Consider the following 15,246-nt stretch of genomic DNA (forward strand, 5'->3'; position numbering starts at 1 on the left):
GCCGGCGGAACGCTCCAGCGGCCGGGGACGGCCGGTGGCGCGAGGGTCACCGGCCGTCCTGCGGCAGCAGGCCGGCGAGGAGCTCGGCGAGGTGGCGGGGGCGGGCGCCGGTGCCCGCCTCGATCTGCGTCCGGCAGGAGAACCCGTCGGCGAGGACGGCCGTCCCGGGCTCGGCGCCGGTGACGGCGGGCCAGACGCCCTGCTCGGCGATGGCGGTGGACACCTCGTAGTGGCCGGCCTCGAAGCCGAAGTTGCCGGCGAGGCCGCAGCAGCCGACGTCGAGGGTCTCCACCTCGACCCCGGCCCGGGACAGGACGCGCTCGTCGGCGCCGAACCCCATGATCGCGTGCTGGTGGCAGTGCGGCTGGGCGATCGCGCGGACCCGCGGGGTGTCGAGCCCGGCGACGGCGCCGTGGGCCGCGACGGGCGAGGCGCCGCCGGTCTCCTCCTGGTGCTCGTCGAGCAGTTCGGCGAGGGTCCTGGTCTGGTCGCGGAGCCGCTTGACGTCGTCCTCCAGGGCGTCGCCCTCCATCAGCTCGGGCGCGTCGGCGCGGAACACGGCGGTGCAGCTGGGCTCCAGCCCAACCACGGGGACGCTGTCGCGCAGCCGCGGCGCCAGGGCCCGGACGGTGCGGCGCAGGACGCGGGCGGCGACGCCGAGCTGCCCGGTGGAGATCCAGGTGAGGCCGCAGCACAGCGGGACCGGCGGAACCTCGACGCGGTACCCGGACGCCTCCAGGACGCGCACGGCGGCCTTGCCGATGTGCGGGTGGAAGTTGTCGATGAACGTGTCGGGCCACAGCACCACCCGGCGGCCGCCGCCGCGGGCGGGGCGGTGCTTGAACCAGTCGGTGAACCGCTCGCCGGCGAAGCGGGGCATGTCGCGGCGCGGGTCGATCCCGCCGAGCCGCTTGGCGACGCCGTCCAGGACGGGGACGTGCAGTGCGGCGTTGGCGGCGCCCGGCGCGAGCGCGGCGATCCGGGCCCACAGCGGCAGCCAGCCCATCGTGTAGTGCGCGGGCGGCCTGATCCGGCCCTTGTAGTGGTGGGCGAGGAACTCGGCCTTGTAGGTGGCCATGTCGACGTTGACGGGGCAGTCACTGCGGCAGCCCTTGCACGCCAGGCACAGGTCGAGCGCGTCGCGGACATGCTCGGAGCGCCACCCGTCGGCGATGACGGCGGCGCCGCCCGGTCCCGGCACCGACGGGTCCGGCGTGCCGCGCCCGGGCCGGGCGGCGCCGGGCATGCCGCGCATCATCTCCATCAGGATGCGGGCCCGGCCGCGGGTGGAGTGCTCCTCCTCCCCCGTCACCCGGTAGCTCGGGCACATCACGCCGCCCGACGACGCCCGGCACTTGCCGATGCCGACGCAGCGGGCCGCCGCGTGGGTGAACCGGTGGTGGTCGGCGGGGAAGGAGAAGTGCGTGTCCGGCTCGGCCGGGTCGTAGGCGAGGTGGTCGAGGTCGTCGTCCAGCCGGTGCGGGTGGACGATCTTGCCGGGGTTCATCCGGTTCCCCGGGTCGAAGATCGCCTTGAACCGCTCGAACAGCCGGACGACCTCGTCCCCGAACATGACCGGCAGCAGCTCGCCGCGGGACTGGCCGTCGCCGTGCTCGCCCGACAGCGACCCGCCGTAGGAGGCGACGAGGCGTGCGGCGCGCTCGGCGAACTCCCGGTACCGCCCGGCGCCCTGCTCGTCCTCCAGGTCGAACGGGATGCGGGTGTGCACGCAGCCCTGCCCGAAGTGCCCGTACAGGGCGACGGGGTCGAAGTGGAACTCCTGGACGAGGGCGCGGAAGTCGCGCAGGTAGTCGCCGAGCCGGCCGGGCGGGACGGCGGCGTCCTCCCAGCCCTCGTGGGTGTCGGGGTGCCCGGGCGGGTAGGCGGTGGCGCCGAGACCGGCCTCGCGGACCTTCCAGAGCCGCTCCTCCTCGGCGGGGTCGTGCAGGAAGCTGCAGCGGGGCGGGTTCGGCCCGCCCCTCATCTCCTCGATGAGGTCGCGGGCGCTCTCGTCCGCCTCGTCCTGGGTGCCGCCGCCGAACCGGGCCATGAGCCAGCCGGCGCCGCGCGGCATGTCCGCGAGCACGTCCGGCCCGGCGAGGTGGTCCTCCTTGGCGAGGTCGAGCAGCGTGTCGTCCATGCCCTCAAGCGCGAGCGGCCGGGACGGCAGGACGCGGGCGACGGCGTCACCGGCGGCGGCGATGTCGTCGTAGCCGAGGACGACGAGGGATTCGTGCGCGGGGACCGGCACCAGGCGGATCTCGGCGCGCAGCACGGCGACCAGCGTGCCCTCCGACCCGACGAGGGCGCGCGCCACGTCGAAGTTCTTCTCCGGCAGCAGCGAGTCCAGGTTGTAGCCGGACACGCGGCGCGGGACGTCGGGGTAGCGGGTGCGGATCAGCTCCATGCCGTCGTCGCGCAGCTCGCGCAGCGCCCGGTAGATCTCGGCGCGGCGGCCGCCTCCGGCCTGGATCCGGTCGTACTCCGCGTCGGAGGTCTCCCCCACCCACATCCGGAGCCCGTCGTAGGTGAGGACCTCCAGCCGCGCGACGGAGTCGACCATCTTCCCGTACGCCTGCGCGGACGCGCCGCACGAGTTGTTGCCGATCATCCCGCCGATCGTGCAGGTGTCGTGGGTGGACGGTTTCGGCCCCGCCATGAGGCCGTGCTCGGACAGCTCGCCGTTCAGGTCGTCGAGGCACGCGCCGGGCTCGACGACGGCGCGGCGCGCGCCGGGGTCCACCGAGACGAGCGCGCGGCAGTACTTCGACCAGTCGATGACGACGGCGTTGTTGACGCACTGCCCGGCGAGGCTCGTGCCGCCGCCGCGCGACAGGACGGGGACGCCGTGCTCGGCGCAGACCCGGACCGCCTCGGCGCCGGCCTCGACCGTCTTCGGCACGACCACGCCGATGGGCGGCTGCTGGTAGTTGGACGCGTCGTGGGAGTAGGCGGCGCGCGACCCCGCGTCGAAGCGGATCTCGCCGTCGACCCGCTCGTCCAGCGCGCGCCGGAACGTGTCCTCCCGGTACGCCGCGGCCCCCGCGGGCCGTTCGTCCTGCCTGGTTCTCCTCGCCGAAACAGCCATGCCGGCACGCATACCCGGACGCCGGCCTTCAATCGTCCCGCCGCGCGCCGCCGGGCACCTCAGGCGGGTCAGGCGCCTCAGGCGGGTCAGGCGGCGAGGCGGGCGGCGGTCTCCAGCAGGAGGGCGTGGACGAACGCCTGGGGCATGTTGCCGCGCAGCTGCCGCTGCCTGACGTCGTACTCCTCGGAGAACAGGCCGCTGGTCGCGCAGCCGGACCGGGTCCGCTCGAAGGTGCCGAGGGCGCGGGCGGTCTCGCCCTGGCGGTCCTCGGCGAGGGCGAGGAAGAAGCCGCAGAGGGTGAAGGCGCCCTCGGCGACGCCGAGCGGCTGGTCCCCCACCCGGTAGCGGTAGACGAAGCCCTCTTCGACGAGGTCGTCGCGGACGGCGTTCAGGGTCGCGACGGTGCGGGGGTCGTCGCGGGGCAGCGCGCCGCGCAGCGGCGGGATGAGCAGGGCGGCGTCGACGCGGTCGTCGCCGGGCGCGCGTTTCCACCGGCCGGTGGGGGTGAGCGACGTCCGGGCCGTCTCGGCGAGGATCGCGTCGGCGAGCGAGGTCCACCGGCGGGCGTCGGCCGGGCCGGCGAGGGTCCGGGCGGCCTGGCGCAGGCCGGCGACGCAGGTCAGGCGCGAGTGCGTCCACAGGTCGTCGTGGGTCTCCCAGATCCCCGCCTCGGGCAGGGTCCAGCGGCGCGCGACCGCGTCGGCCGCGGCGCCGGCGGCCCGCGCGATGTCGGGGCCGGGACGGTCGTGCTCGGCGGCCGCGGCGAGGAGCAGCAGGCCCTCCCCCAGCGCGTCGAGCTGGAACTGCTCGCCGGCCTTGTTCCCGGCGACGGCGTCGGCGCCGGGGTAGCCGGGCAGGCCGCAGGTGGTCTCGTCCGGTACGGGCCCGCCGGTGACGGTGTAGGCGGGCCTCAGCCGGTCGCCGTCGGCGAGGATGCGGGCGGACACGAACTCGGCGGCGGTGCGCAGCAGGCGGGGCGGCCCGCCGTGCAGCGCGACGGCGCGTCCCGCGAAGCACTGGTCGCGGATCCAGGCGTAGCGGTAGTCGAAGTTGCGTCCCTCGTTGGAGCGTTCGGGCAGCGCGGTGGTCGCGGCGGCGACCATCCCGCCGCCGCGACCGGTGAGGCCGGTGAGGACGGAGTAGGCGAGGCGGGCGTCGCGCGGGGCGATGGTGTCGGCGCAGTCCGGCACGGCCGCGCGCCAGTCGTCCTCGGTGGCCTTCCACAGCCCGCGGACGTCCAGGGGGCCGCGCACGCCGCCTTCGGCGATCTCCAGGACCAGGTCGCGGGAGTCGCCCTCGTCCAGGTCGAAGGTGAGGGCGAGCATCGGCGCGCCGTCCGGGCCCTCGCGGACGGCGGCCTCGTCGGCGCCGTGCCAGCGGAGCACCGCGGCGCCGCTGCGGGCCGTCCAGTCCGGGTCGTGGTGGCGCAGGTCGCGCATCGGGGCGCCGGCGCGGACGTCCAGCAGGGCGCGGACGCGGGATCCGCCGCGGACGGCGCGGCAGCTGCGCAGGATGACGGCGCGGTCCCGGGCGGCGGGGCGGGCGAGGGCCTCGCGGCATTCCAGGATGGCGCCGTCGCCGGTCACCCACCGGCTGTGCCAGATGAGGCCGTGGTCCTCGTAGTAGCCGCCCCAGACCCAGCGTCCGGCCAGGGGCTGGACGACGTAGCCGCCGGGGCCGCCGAGGAGTCCCGCGAGGGCGGGGGGCGAGTCCCAGGCCGGGAAGCACATCCAGGCGTACTCGCCGTGCGGGCCGACGAGGGCGCCGCGTTCCCCGTCGGCGATGAGGGCGTAGTCGCGGAGGGCCTTCGGCAGGGAGTCCCGTTCTCCAGGGTCGTCCAGCATGCCCCTCCCACTACCCGGGAACCCGCCGGTGATCCGGGCGGCGCCCGCGCGTGGCCGGGGGCGCCGCCCGGATGGTCAGCCCGTCCGCTCCCGGACGAGGGCGGCGAGGTCCATGCGGGCGAGGCCGCGCAGGCCGGGACGCTGCGCCAGGGCGGCGACGGCGATGACGGCGAGCGCGGACCAGGCGAAGGTGGCGGGCCGGATCTCGGTGTGGAACGCCATCAGGTCGCTGTTGAAGGCGCCGAGGAACGCGCCGGTGGCGAGCCGCCCGGCGATCAGCCCGGGGACGGCTCCGGCGGCCACGACGAGGAGGTTCTCGGCGGTGACGAGCCGGGCCAGCCGGCGCCGCCCGACCCCGGCGGCGCGCAGGGTCGCCAGTTCGGTGCCGCGTTCGGCGAGGTTGACCGACAGGGTGGCGAACAGGACGGTGAAGGCCAGCAGCCCGCCGAACACGAGCATGACCGCGACGAACACGTAGAACAGGTCCATGTAGTCGCCCATGGTCTTCCTCAGCGCCTGGGAGTCGGTGTAGGCGACGACGCCGGGCACGACCGACAGGGCGTGCTCGACGGCGGCGCGGTCGGCGCCGGGGTCGAACTGGACGAGGACGCTGCCGGGTTTGGTGTCCGGCGCCCACGCGGCGACCTGGCCGAGGTCGGCGTAGGCGAAGGTGCCGAGAGGCTCGTCGACGAACCCGGCGACGGTCGTGGTGACCGTCCGGCCGTCGCCGAGGCGCAGGCCGACGGGGTCGCCGGTGCCGACGCCGAGCCTGTCGCGCAGCGCCGCTCCGATCAGCGCGCCGTGCGCGGGCAGCGGGCGCTCGCCGCCGCCGGGGGTGAGGAACCGGTGCATGCGGGTGCCGGCGGGCAGCCCGACGACGGTGGTGGAGTAGCCCTTGTCGCCCGCGGTGATGGTGACGAGGACCTGCGCGGACGGCTCGGCGGCCCGCACCCCTTCCGTCGCCGACAGCGCCTTGAGGGTGGCGCCGTCGAGGGGGCGTCCGAGGGTGATCTCGGCGTCCTGCCGCTGGATGTCGTCGAACTGCCGGGAGACGGTGGCCTGCGAGGAGTCCAGCATCCCCCAGGAGACGAGGATCAGGACGAGCGCGAGGACGACGCCGGCCATCGTGTAGAGGGTGCGGCGGAACTGGCGGGTGGGGCCGCGCAGCACCAGCCACGCGCCCGCGGGCAGCCGTCCCGCGGCGGGCACGGACCGCTGCAGCCGGGCGAGCGGCCCGCCGCCCCCGCTGGACGGGACGGCGCCGCGCATCGCCTCGGCGGGCGGGACGCGGGCGGCCGACACGGCGGGGGCGAGGGCGGCGAGCGCGCCAGCGACCACCCCGAACACCAGCCCCGCCGCGACCGTGGACGCGCGGACCGACACCAGCGTCTCGGGCAGGCCGATGGCGTCGGCGTACAGGCGGGTGATCGATCCGGCGAGCAGCAGCCCGGCGGCGACGCCGAGGACGGACCCGGCGAGGCCGACCGCGACACCGGTCATCAGGTAGTGCGTCACGACGGTCCGGCGGCGGAACCCGCTGGCGCGCAGCGTCCCGATGACGACGCGGTCGCGCGCGACCCGGCGGGTCAGCACGACGTAGACGGCGACGCCGGCGGCGGCGAGGAACAGCAGCGGGAACATCACGGCCAGCTCGGAGAATCCCTTGATGTCCTCGGCGAGGGTGGCGTTGCTGGGCTGCTCGGCGCGGGTGACGGCCGCGCCGGCGCCGTGCCCGCGCGCGGCCGCGGTCAGGGCGGCGTCGAGCCGGCCGGCGTGGTCGCGTCCCGCCGCGGTGTAGTAGACGTCGACCTGGTTGGGCTTCTCCGTGCCGGCGATCTGCCGGGCCAGCGGTTCGGGGACGAACAGGACGCCGAACGATCCGGGCGCTGGAAGCACGTCCTGGCGGCTGGAGGCGGGCCACAGGTACTCGGGTGAGGACACGGTGCCGCGCACGCCGAGGCTCCGCCAGGCGCGGCCGTCCCACACCGACACCGCGGCGCCGGGCTTCAGGTGGGCGTGGCCGGCGATGTGCTTCTCGGCGAGGACGCCCGTGGGATCGGCCGTGTCGAGGTACCGGCCGCTGAGGACCTTGACCCGGTCGACGGCGGGCCGGGTTCCGGCGGGGAGCCCGACGACGCGTCCGACGAGGGTGGCGCCGTCCGGCATGCGCATCGGCACGTCCGCGACGGTCCGGACGCCGGCCGCCTCCACGCCGGGGCGGGCCTCGGCCTGCTCGGCGACGGCCGCGGCGTCGCCGCCCGAGAGGGTCAGGTCCGCGAACCGGTACTTCTGGAAGAGCGCCTGGTAGCCGGCGTCCAGGTTCTTGTAGGCGTCGTAGGACGCGCCGAACAGGGCGACGCCGAGCATCACCAGCACCACCACCGACACCAGCTGCCCGGGGCGGCGGCGCAGGTCGCGGCGCAGTTTGACGTTGAGCGTGCTCACCAGGTCACCTCGTCGGCGGTGACGGGCGCGGCGGTGGTGGTCACCTCGACGACGCGGCCGGAGCGCATCCGCACCACGCGGTGGGCGATGGAGGCGATCGCGGCGTTGTGGGTGACGACCAGGACCGTCCGGCCCTCCCGGTTGAGGTCCTGCAGGACGCGCAGGACGCTGCGCCCGGTCTCCAGGTCCAGCGCGCCGGTCGGCTCGTCGCACAGCAGCAGCGCGGGGTCCTTGGCGATCGCGCGGGCGATGGCGACGCGCTGCTGCTCGCCGCCCGACAGCTGCGCCGGGAAGTGCCCGCCACGCTCGGCGAGCCCGACGGCGGCGAGCGCCGCCTCCGGCCGCTCCCGGTCGCGGCGGCCGGTCAGCTCCGCGACCAGCCGGACGTTCTCCAGCGCCGTCAGCGACGGGACGAGGTTGAAGAACTGGAAGACGAAGCCGACGGTGTCGCGCCGGTAGGCGGTGCGGGCGTCCTCGTCGAGGCCGGAGATGTCGCGGCCGCCCGCGATCACCTCGCCCGCGGTGGCGGGCTCGATCCCGCCGATGAGGTTGAGCAGGGTCGTCTTGCCGGAGCCGGACGGGCCGAGCAGCACGGCGAACTCGCCCTGCCGCACCTCCAGGTCCACGTCGCGCAGCGCGCGGACCTCGGCGTGGCCGCTGCCGTAGGTCTTGCCGGCGCCGCGCAGCAGCACCGCCGCCGGCGCCCCGCCCTCCGGGCCGGTGTCGTCCCGGCCGGTTTCATCCCGAGCGGTGTCGTCCCGGACGGCCGCCGGTTCATGGCCGTGACGCGTCATCGTCGTCTCCTTCGTCGTCGTTGCCGGACGGGGCGCCGGACGGGGCGCCGGACGGGGCGCCGGACGGGGCGCCGGACGGGGCGCCGGACGGCCGCAGCAGGGCGATCAGCCCGGCCGTGGATCCGCCGGCGGCGGTGTCGGGGTCGATCAGCACGTGCATGAGCAGCCCGTCCAGGAGCGCGCTGAACACGACCGCCAGCCCGGCGGCGTCGGCGTCGGCGCGCAGCAGGCCCGCGGCCTGGTTCTCCGCGAGCCGGGCGGCCAGCAGGTCGCGGAACATCCGGATCTGCCGCCGGGTCTCCTCGCGCAACTCCTCGTCGCGCAGGCCGTGCAGCATCGCCTCCACCAGGACGCGCTGGCCGGGCGTGCCGGGTCCGCGGCCGACGAGGTCGCGGACCGCGCCGGCGACGCCGTCCAGGGCGTCCTCGGACCGCAGGATCGCCTCGACCGGGCCCTCCAGCTCCTTCTCCACGGCGTGCATCACCGCGGCCCGGCGCAGGGCGTCCACCGACCCGAAGTAGTAGTGCACGAGCGCGTTGTTGGCCTGCGCCCTGTCCGCCACCACCCGCGAGGTCACCGCGGCCCAGCCGCTCTCGGCCATCACCGCGACGGCCGCCTCCAGCAGCCGTATCCGCGTGGGCACCTGGTCGCCCTCCATCACGCCCCCCGTCTCTTGGTCGCCCGCTTTAAGCGGTCGCTTAAGCGGAGGGTACGGCGAATCATTGCATGATGCAAGAGTCGATGCCGGGCGGGGCGCCGCGGGCATGGGCGGGCGCGTGCGGGGCGGGTGCCCGAGGGGGTCCGTCGAGGAGGCGCACATGGGGGGCAGGAGGCCGCGGGCGCGCGGCCCCGCGGTCGCGCGGGCGGGCGCGCGGGGGCTGGTCGCGGCGATGGCGATGACGGGGGTGCGGACCGTGACGGCCACGGTCGGCCCGCACGAGAAGAGCCCGCCGGAGGCGATCGTCGAGCGGCACGTGCCGGTGGTGCGCCGACTGCCGGAGCCGTACCGGGAGGCGGCGACCGAGCTGGCGCACTGGGCCTACGGCGCGGGCGGCGGCGCGGTGTTCGGGATGCTGCCCGCCGGGTTCCGCCGGCACCCGGCCGCGGGCCCCGCCTACGGCCTGGCGGTGTGGCTGGGCTTCGAGGCGGGGATCGCCCCGCTCCTCGGCGTCCGGCACGTCCACGAGCGCGGCGTCGCGTGGCGGGCCGTCGTCGCGCTCGACCACGTCCTGTACGGGATCGTGGTGGCCGGGCGGCTGGCGCCGGAGCGCTCCCGCCCCTGACCGGGAGGGGGGCGCCCCGGGCGGTCAGGCGTCGCGGCGTTTGAGGAGGACGGCGGCGAGGGCGAGGAGCGCGGCCGTCCAGAGGGCGAAGACCCCGTACCCCTGCCAGGGCGTCAGCAGGTCGTCGGGGCCCTGGTGGGCCTTGGCGATCAGCGTGCCCGCCTCGGAGGGCAGGTAGGCGTGGACGTGGTCGCCGATGCTGCCGGGCAGCAGCGCGGCGAGCGGCGCCAGCACGAGGACGAACCCGATGACGCCGGTGATGCCGCCGGCGGGATGCCGCACGATCGCGCCGATGGCGAGCGCGAACAGCCCGAGCATCGCCAGGTAGAGGCCGCCGCCGATGACGGCGCGCAGCACGCCCTCGTCGCCGAGGGAGACCTGCACCTTGTCCGCCAGGATCGCCGCGCCGATGAAGAACGACGCGAACGACACCGCGACGCCGAGGACGAGGACGACCAGCGCGAACACCAGGGCCTTGGCCCACAGCATCGGCAGCCGCCGCGGCACGGCGAGCAGGCTCGCGCGGATCATGCCGGTGGAGTACTCGGAGGCGATCACCAGCACGCCGAGGACGCAGACGGTCAGCTGGCTGAGGAAGAACCCGCTGCCGAGGATGGTGCTGACCGGGTCGGCGATGATCTGGGCGCGGTCGCCGGCGTCGGCGTTGTCCCACTGCCCGACGGTGAGGCCGATGAACAGGGCGGTGAACCCGAGGTCGAGGACGACGAGCAGGATCAGCGACCACAGCGTGGACCGGACCGTGCGGATCTTCGTCCATTCGGCGACCATGAGCCGCCCGAAGCCGGCCCGGTCGTGGCCCGCGGGCTCCGCGGCGGGCGTGGCGGTGGCGGTGGTCATCGGGACTCTCCCTCCTCGGCCGGGACGACGCCGGGGACCGCGCCCGGGGCGGGCCCTGGGACGGGTCCGGCACCGGGCGCGCCGGCGGCGCCGTACTCGACGCTGTCGCGGGTCAGCTCCATGAACGCCGACTCCAGGGAGCCGCGGCTCGGAGTGAGCTCGTGCAGGACGATGCCCTCAGCAGCGGCCAGTTCCCCGACGCGCGGCGCCTCCATGTGGGTCACGGTGAGCAGCCCGTCTCCGCCCGGGGCGGCCTTGCCGCCCTCGGCGGCGACGACGCCGGCGAGCCTGTCGGCGTCCGGGCTGCGCACGATCACCGTCTTCTCGGTGCTGCGCTCGATGAACTCCTCGGTGGAGCAGTCGGCGATCAGCCGGCCGCGGCCGATGACGATGAGGTGCTCGGCGGTGACGGCCATCTCGTTCATGAGGTGGCTGGAGACGAACACGGTGCGTCCCTCGGCGGCGAGCCGCTGCATGAGGGTGCGGATCCAGACGATGCCCTCGGGGTCGAGGCCGTTGACGGGTTCGTCCAGGATCAGCACGGACGGGTCGCCGAGCAGCGCGGCGGCGATGCCGAGCCGCTGCCCCATGCCGAGGGAGAAGCCGCCGGCGCGCTTGCGGGCGACGCCGGTGAGGCCGACGAGCTCGACGACCTCGTCGACGCGCTTCTTGCCGATCCCCTGCGTCTGGGCCAGGCACAGCAGGTGGTTGTAGGCGCTGCGGCCGGTGTGCACTGCCCGCGCCTCCAGCAGGGCGCCGACGACGCGCATGGGCGCGTTCAGGTCGCGGTAGTGCCGGCCGTGGATGCGGGCGTCGCCGCGGTCGGGCCGGTCGAGCCCGAGCAGCAGCCGCATGGTGGTCGACTTCCCGGCCCCGTTCGGGCCGAGGAACCCGGTGACCCGCCCGGGGACGACCGTGAACGACAGGTCGTCAACGGCGGTCTTGTCGCCGTAGCGCTTGGTGAGGTTCTTCGCCTCGATCATGCCTCGTCCCGGCTCGCGTCTCGCAGATGTCGGTGATCGGGATCACAGTAGCGCGGCCGGCGGGGCCGCCGGATCCTCCTGGAAGCCGATCCGTCTCCGACCTCGGTAGGGGGCCGGCGGCGCGGTGCGGCACCGACGCCGACCCCGGGAACGGCGAGACGCCCTCCCGCCGGGAGGGCGTCTCGTCGGGAATGTCAGGCGGCGACGCCGTCGGCGGCGTTGACGTCCTTGTGGAACCGCTTGTGGACGTACAGGCGCTCGCCGAGCGTCTCGCAGCGCCACCACAGGCCGCTCGGCGGCCCGATCCGGGTGCCGCGCGGAAGCTCGCGCAGGACCTCGTTGACGGGAGTCATGCGCATCCGCCCGGACCGGCACACGAGGATGCGCCGGTCGGTGACGACGACCACGCGGTAGGCGTTGGCGAAGATGATGATCCAGTATGAGAGCAGGGCGAAGTACTGGCTGGTGGTCTGGGCGCCGAACACCGCCTGGATGTTCTCGCCCGGCTGCAGGACGTGGGCCGCGTTGGCGCTCATCTTGTCGCGGATGGCCACGGTCGGGACCTTTCTCGGGTTCCAATGGGAGCCCGACTCTCTCGACCTCGCGGTCGCCGGGCGCCCCGATTGTGCCATCGGATCCTGGTACCTCGCGACGGTTTCGCATCATTGGTCGGCTTTGGGTCTTCGCAGCTCATCCAGCGGGCCGGGGCGGCGACCCGGCCCTGGCCGAGGACTACTACCGGCAGGCCCGCATCGTCGCCGACGTCCCCGGCCGCCCCATGGCCGAGACCCTCGCCGCGATGAAGGTCACCGGCACGGCCCGCGGGGTCGCCGACGCCGTGCTGCGGCCCCGCAGGCTCCGCGACCTGTTCCCGGCCCTGGCCGTCTTCCGCCTCGTCACGACCGCCCTCCTGCCGGAGCGGCTGCGCGAGGAGTTCGGGCCGCCCCAGCCGCCGCCCGGAGGACCCCGGCCCGCCGCCGCACCGCCGCCCTGCTCCTCGGTGCCGCCACCGCGGCCTGCCGCGTCACCCCCGGGTTCCTGAGGCGCCCGCCGCGGCCCGTCCTGGTCCGCCTGGCGACGTACCGGGTGAACCGCACCCTGTCCGCACCCTGTCCGCCCGCTGCGCACGCCGGTCCGCGCGCCGCGGGCGGCGCCGGGCCGCCTAGGCGACGGACGAGTACGCGACCACTCCGCGGCGCATGGCGTCCATGGCCCGCCGGGCCGTCTTGCGGAGATGGCTGTTGGGGGGTGCGGCGTCGGTGACCTGGCCGAGCAGGTCCAGGAGCTGCTTGACGGCGCGGACGAAGTCGCCGGCGGTCAGGTCGCTCTCCAGCAGCACCTCGTCGAGGTCGTCGCCCTTGGCCCACCGGTAGGCGGTCCACGCGAACCCGAGGTCGGGTTCCCGCAGGAACGACACCCGGTTGTCGCGTTCGACGGCGTCGAGCTCGCCCCACAGCCGCACCATGGCGGCCAGGGCGTCCTGGGCCCGCCCCGTGGGGGTGCGGGGCGGGGCGGCGTCGTCGGGCTGCCGCGACTCGTACACCAGCGCCGACACGCACGCGGCCAGCTCGGCGTGGTCGAGCTTCTCCCACAGGCCCTCGCGGAGGCTTTCGGCGGTGAGCAGGTCCAGCTCGTTGTAGATGCGGCCGAGGCGGCGGCCCTCGTCGGTGACGGAGTCGCCGTCGAGGTAGCCGAGCTGCTGCAGGACGGCGCACACACGGTCGAACGTGCGGGCGATCACCTGGGAGCGGCCCTCGACGCGGCGGCGCAACTGCTCGGTCTCGCGGTCGAGGCGGTGGTACCGCTCGGCCCAGCGGGCGTGGTCCTCGCGCTTGTCGCAGCCGTGCACCGGGTGGCGGCGCAGGTCGGCGCGCAGCCGGGTGATCTCGGCGTCGTCGGGGGCGGCGGAGTCGCCGCGCGACCGCTTGCGTTCGCGGACGTCGTCGGGGACCTTGTTGCGCAGCGTGGACGCCAGGTCGCGGCGGTCCTGCGGGTTGCGGGGGCTGAACGACTTCGGGATGCGGATCCGGTCGACGGGCTCGACGGCGCGCGGGAAGTCCTGGATCGACAGCCGCTGCACCGACCGGTTGACCGTCAGCACGAGCGGCGCCGGCCCGTCGGAGCGGCGCCCGACGCCCGGGTCCAGCACGACGGCGAGACCGGAGCGCCGCCCGGACGGGACGAGGATCACATCACCGGGCCGCAGGTGCTCCAGCGACCGTGCGGCCTCGGCGCGGCGGGCGCCGGCCCGTTCCCGGGACAGCTCCGACTCCCGGTCCGACAGCCGCCGCCGCATCGCGGCGTACTCCATGAAGTCGCCGAGGTGGCACTGCGCCGCCTCGGCGTACCCGTCGAGGGCCTCCTCGTTCTTGCGGACCTGCCGGGCCAGGCCGACGACGGCCCGGTCGGCCTGGAACTGCGCGAACGACTCCTCCAGCAGGGTGCGGGCGCGTTCGACGCCGACGGCGCCGACGAGGTTGACGGCCATGTTGTAGGACGGCCGGAAGCTGGAGTTCAGCGGGTAGGTGCGGGTGCCGGCGAGCCCGGCGACCGACGCCGGCTCCACGTTCGGGCCCCACACCACGACCGCGTGCCCCTCGACGTCGATGCCGCGCCGCCCGGCCCTCCCGGTCAGCTGCGTGTACTCGCCGGGGGTGAGGTCGACGTGGGCCTCGCCGTTCCACTTGTCGAGCTTCTCGATCACGACGGTGCGGGCGGGCATGTTGATGCCGAGCGCGAGCGTCTCGGTGGCGAACACCGCCTTGATCAGCCCCCGGGTGAACAGCTCCTCGACGATCTCCTTGAACGTCGGCAGCATCCCGGCGTGGTGGGCGGCGACACCGCGCTCCAGGGCGTCCCGGAAATCGCCGTAGCCGAGGATCCGCAGGTCCTCCGGGGCGATGTCGGCGGTGCGCAGATCGGTGTGCGCGCGGATCTCCTCGGCCTCCTCCTTGGAGGTCAGCCGGATCCCGGCGTGCAGGCACTGCAGGACGGCGGCGTCGCAGCCGGCGCGGCTGAAGATGAACGTGATCGCCGGGAGCAGCCCGGCGCGGTCCAGCCGCTCGATCACGTCGGGCCGGGCGGGCGGCCGGAACCTTTGCGGGCGCGGCGCGCGGCGGCGGCCGGTGCGGCGGCCCTGGTTGACCTTGGCGCGCCGGACCTCCTCCACCGCCATCCGGGTGAGCTGCGGGTTCAGCCGCGCCTGCCGGTCCCTGCCCTTGCCGGTGTCGACGAACAGGTCGTACAGGCGGGTGCCGACCAGCATGTGCTGGAACAGCGGCACGGGACGGTGCTCGTCCACGATCACGGCGGTGTCGCCGCGCACCTCCTGCAGCCACTCGCCGAACTCCTCGGCGTTGCTGACCGTGGCCGACAGCGCCACGATCCGCACCGAGTCCGGAACGTGGATGATCACCTCTTCCCAGACGGCGCCGCGGAACCGGTCGGCGAGGTAGTGCACCTCGTCCATCACGACGAACGCCAGCCCGGCGAGGGTCTGCGACCCGGCGTACAGCATGTTCCGCAGGACCTCGGTCGTCATGACGACGATCGGGGCCTCCCCGTTGACGCTGTTGTCGCCGGTGAGCAGCCCCACCTTCTCCGGCCCGTACCGGCGGACGAGGTCGGCGTACTTCTGGTTCGACAGCGCCTTGATCGGCGTGGTGTAGAAGCACTTGCCGCCGCCGGTGAGGGCGAGGTGGACGGCGAACTCCCCCACCACCGTCTTCCCGGATCCGGTGGGGGCGGCGACCAGCACACCGCTGCCGTCCTCCAGCGCCTGGCACGCCTCGAGCTGGAACGCGTCCAGCTCGAAGTCGTACAGGGTGCGGAAGTCCAGCAGGGCCGGGCCTTGCCCCGCGGTGCGCCTGCGGTAGGCGGCGTACCGCTGGGCCGGGGTCTGTTCGGCCGACGCCGTGTCGGGGGAGGTCATGCTTCGAGCCTACGGTTTCG

The 15,246-nt window shown here is 75.0% G+C and carries 11 protein-coding genes; 2 read left to right on the forward strand and 9 right to left on the reverse strand.

All coding sequences use genetic code 11. The features are described from left to right. Nucleotides 1–46: 46 nt before the first annotated feature. From ACQPXG_RS24330 to ACQPXG_RS24350, 5 genes are all read right to left on the reverse strand, one after another. Nucleotides 47–3,088 (reverse strand): FAD-binding and (Fe-S)-binding domain-containing protein, encoded by a 3,042-nt coding sequence (locus tag ACQPXG_RS24330; protein WP_433461416.1) that lies wholly within the window; start codon nucleotides 3,086–3,088, stop codon nucleotides 47–49. 86 nt (nucleotides 3,089–3,174) lie between these two features. Beyond that, complete coding sequence (locus ACQPXG_RS24335; protein ID WP_433461417.1) at nucleotides 3,175–4,932, reverse strand: glycoside hydrolase family 15 protein; 1,758 nt, start codon at nucleotides 4,930–4,932, stop codon at nucleotides 3,175–3,177. A 75-nt stretch (nucleotides 4,933–5,007) separates the two neighbouring features. Continuing rightward, nucleotides 5,008–7,377, reverse strand: a complete 2,370-nt coding sequence (locus ACQPXG_RS24340; RefSeq protein ID WP_433461418.1) for an FtsX-like permease family protein — start codon at nucleotides 7,375–7,377, stop codon at nucleotides 5,008–5,010. Then, nucleotides 7,374–8,171, reverse strand: coding sequence for an ABC transporter ATP-binding protein (locus ACQPXG_RS24345; RefSeq protein WP_433461419.1), 798 nt, complete (start codon nucleotides 8,169–8,171; stop codon nucleotides 7,374–7,376). Before ACQPXG_RS24345 ends, ACQPXG_RS24340 begins: the two co-directional genes overlap by 4 nt. After that, on the reverse strand, nucleotides 8,152–8,814 hold the full coding sequence (locus ACQPXG_RS24350) for a TetR/AcrR family transcriptional regulator (protein WP_433461420.1): 663 nt from the start codon (nucleotides 8,812–8,814) through the stop codon (nucleotides 8,152–8,154). The genes ACQPXG_RS24345 and ACQPXG_RS24350 overlap by 20 nt, the downstream gene beginning before the upstream one ends. Before the next feature lie 175 nt (nucleotides 8,815–8,989). On the opposite strand from ACQPXG_RS24350, the gene ACQPXG_RS24355 reads away from it, so the two are divergent. Next, the gene (locus tag ACQPXG_RS24355; RefSeq protein ID WP_433461421.1) at nucleotides 8,990–9,454 is read left to right on the forward strand and encodes a hypothetical protein; all 465 of its coding nucleotides are present in this window, start codon (nucleotides 8,990–8,992) and stop codon (nucleotides 9,452–9,454) included. A gap of 24 nt (nucleotides 9,455–9,478) precedes the next feature. Here the strand turns inward: ACQPXG_RS24355 and ACQPXG_RS24360 are convergent, their stop codons facing one another. The 3 genes from ACQPXG_RS24360 to ACQPXG_RS24370 form a co-directional block, all read right to left on the reverse strand. Continuing rightward, nucleotides 9,479–10,312 carry an ABC transporter permease subunit gene (locus tag ACQPXG_RS24360; protein WP_433461422.1) on the reverse strand — a complete coding sequence of 278 codons (834 nt, stop codon included), beginning with the start codon at nucleotides 10,310–10,312 and terminating at the stop codon, nucleotides 9,479–9,481. Next, the gene (locus ACQPXG_RS24365) at nucleotides 10,309–11,295 is read right to left on the reverse strand and encodes an ABC transporter ATP-binding protein (protein WP_433461423.1); all 987 of its coding nucleotides are present in this window, start codon (nucleotides 11,293–11,295) and stop codon (nucleotides 10,309–10,311) included. The genes ACQPXG_RS24360 and ACQPXG_RS24365 overlap by 4 nt, the downstream gene beginning before the upstream one ends. Nucleotides 11,296–11,489: 194 nt before the next feature. Further along, nucleotides 11,490–11,849, reverse strand: coding sequence for a hypothetical protein (locus ACQPXG_RS24370; protein WP_433461424.1), 360 nt, complete (start codon nucleotides 11,847–11,849; stop codon nucleotides 11,490–11,492). Nucleotides 11,850–11,920: 71 nt separating this feature from the next. Between ACQPXG_RS24370 and ACQPXG_RS24375 the strand changes: the two genes are divergently transcribed. Beyond that, nucleotides 11,921–12,337 (forward strand): hypothetical protein, encoded by a 417-nt coding sequence (locus ACQPXG_RS24375; protein ID WP_433461425.1) that lies wholly within the window; start codon nucleotides 11,921–11,923, stop codon nucleotides 12,335–12,337. A 120-nt stretch (nucleotides 12,338–12,457) separates the two neighbouring features. Here ACQPXG_RS24375 and ACQPXG_RS24380 read toward each other — a convergent pair whose 3' ends face one another. After that, entirely contained in the window at nucleotides 12,458–15,226 is a 2,769-nt protein-coding gene (locus ACQPXG_RS24380; protein WP_433461426.1) for a DEAD/DEAH box helicase, read from the reverse strand. Nucleotides 15,227–15,246: the final 20 nt, after the last annotated feature.

Source organism: Spirillospora sp. CA-128828 (genome assembly GCF_050945415.1).
Classification (GTDB): Bacteria; Actinomycetota; Actinomycetes; order Streptosporangiales; family Streptosporangiaceae; genus Spirillospora.

What these genes read in the sequence shown, in the direction of transcription:
- ACQPXG_RS24330 (WP_433461416.1), bottom strand. Translation starts at nt 3,088, where the DNA reads ATGGCTGTTTCGGCGAGGAGAACCAGGCAGGACGAACGGCCCGCGGGG.
- ACQPXG_RS24335 (WP_433461417.1), bottom strand. Translation starts at nt 4,932, where the DNA reads ATGCTGGACGACCCTGGAGAACGGGACTCCCTGCCGAAGGCCCTCCGC.
- ACQPXG_RS24345 (WP_433461419.1), bottom strand. Translation starts at nt 8,171, where the DNA reads ATGACGCGTCACGGCCATGAACCGGCGGCCGTCCGGGACGACACCGCT.
- ACQPXG_RS24355 (WP_433461421.1), top strand. Translation starts at nt 8,990, where the DNA reads ATGGGGGGCAGGAGGCCGCGGGCGCGCGGCCCCGCGGTCGCGCGGGCG.
- ACQPXG_RS24360 (WP_433461422.1), bottom strand. Translation starts at nt 10,312, where the DNA reads ATGACCACCGCCACCGCCACGCCCGCCGCGGAGCCCGCGGGCCACGAC.
- ACQPXG_RS24365 (WP_433461423.1), bottom strand. Translation starts at nt 11,295, where the DNA reads ATGATCGAGGCGAAGAACCTCACCAAGCGCTACGGCGACAAGACCGCC.
- ACQPXG_RS24380 (WP_433461426.1), bottom strand. Translation starts at nt 15,226, where the DNA reads ATGACCTCCCCCGACACGGCGTCGGCCGAACAGACCCCGGCCCAGCGG.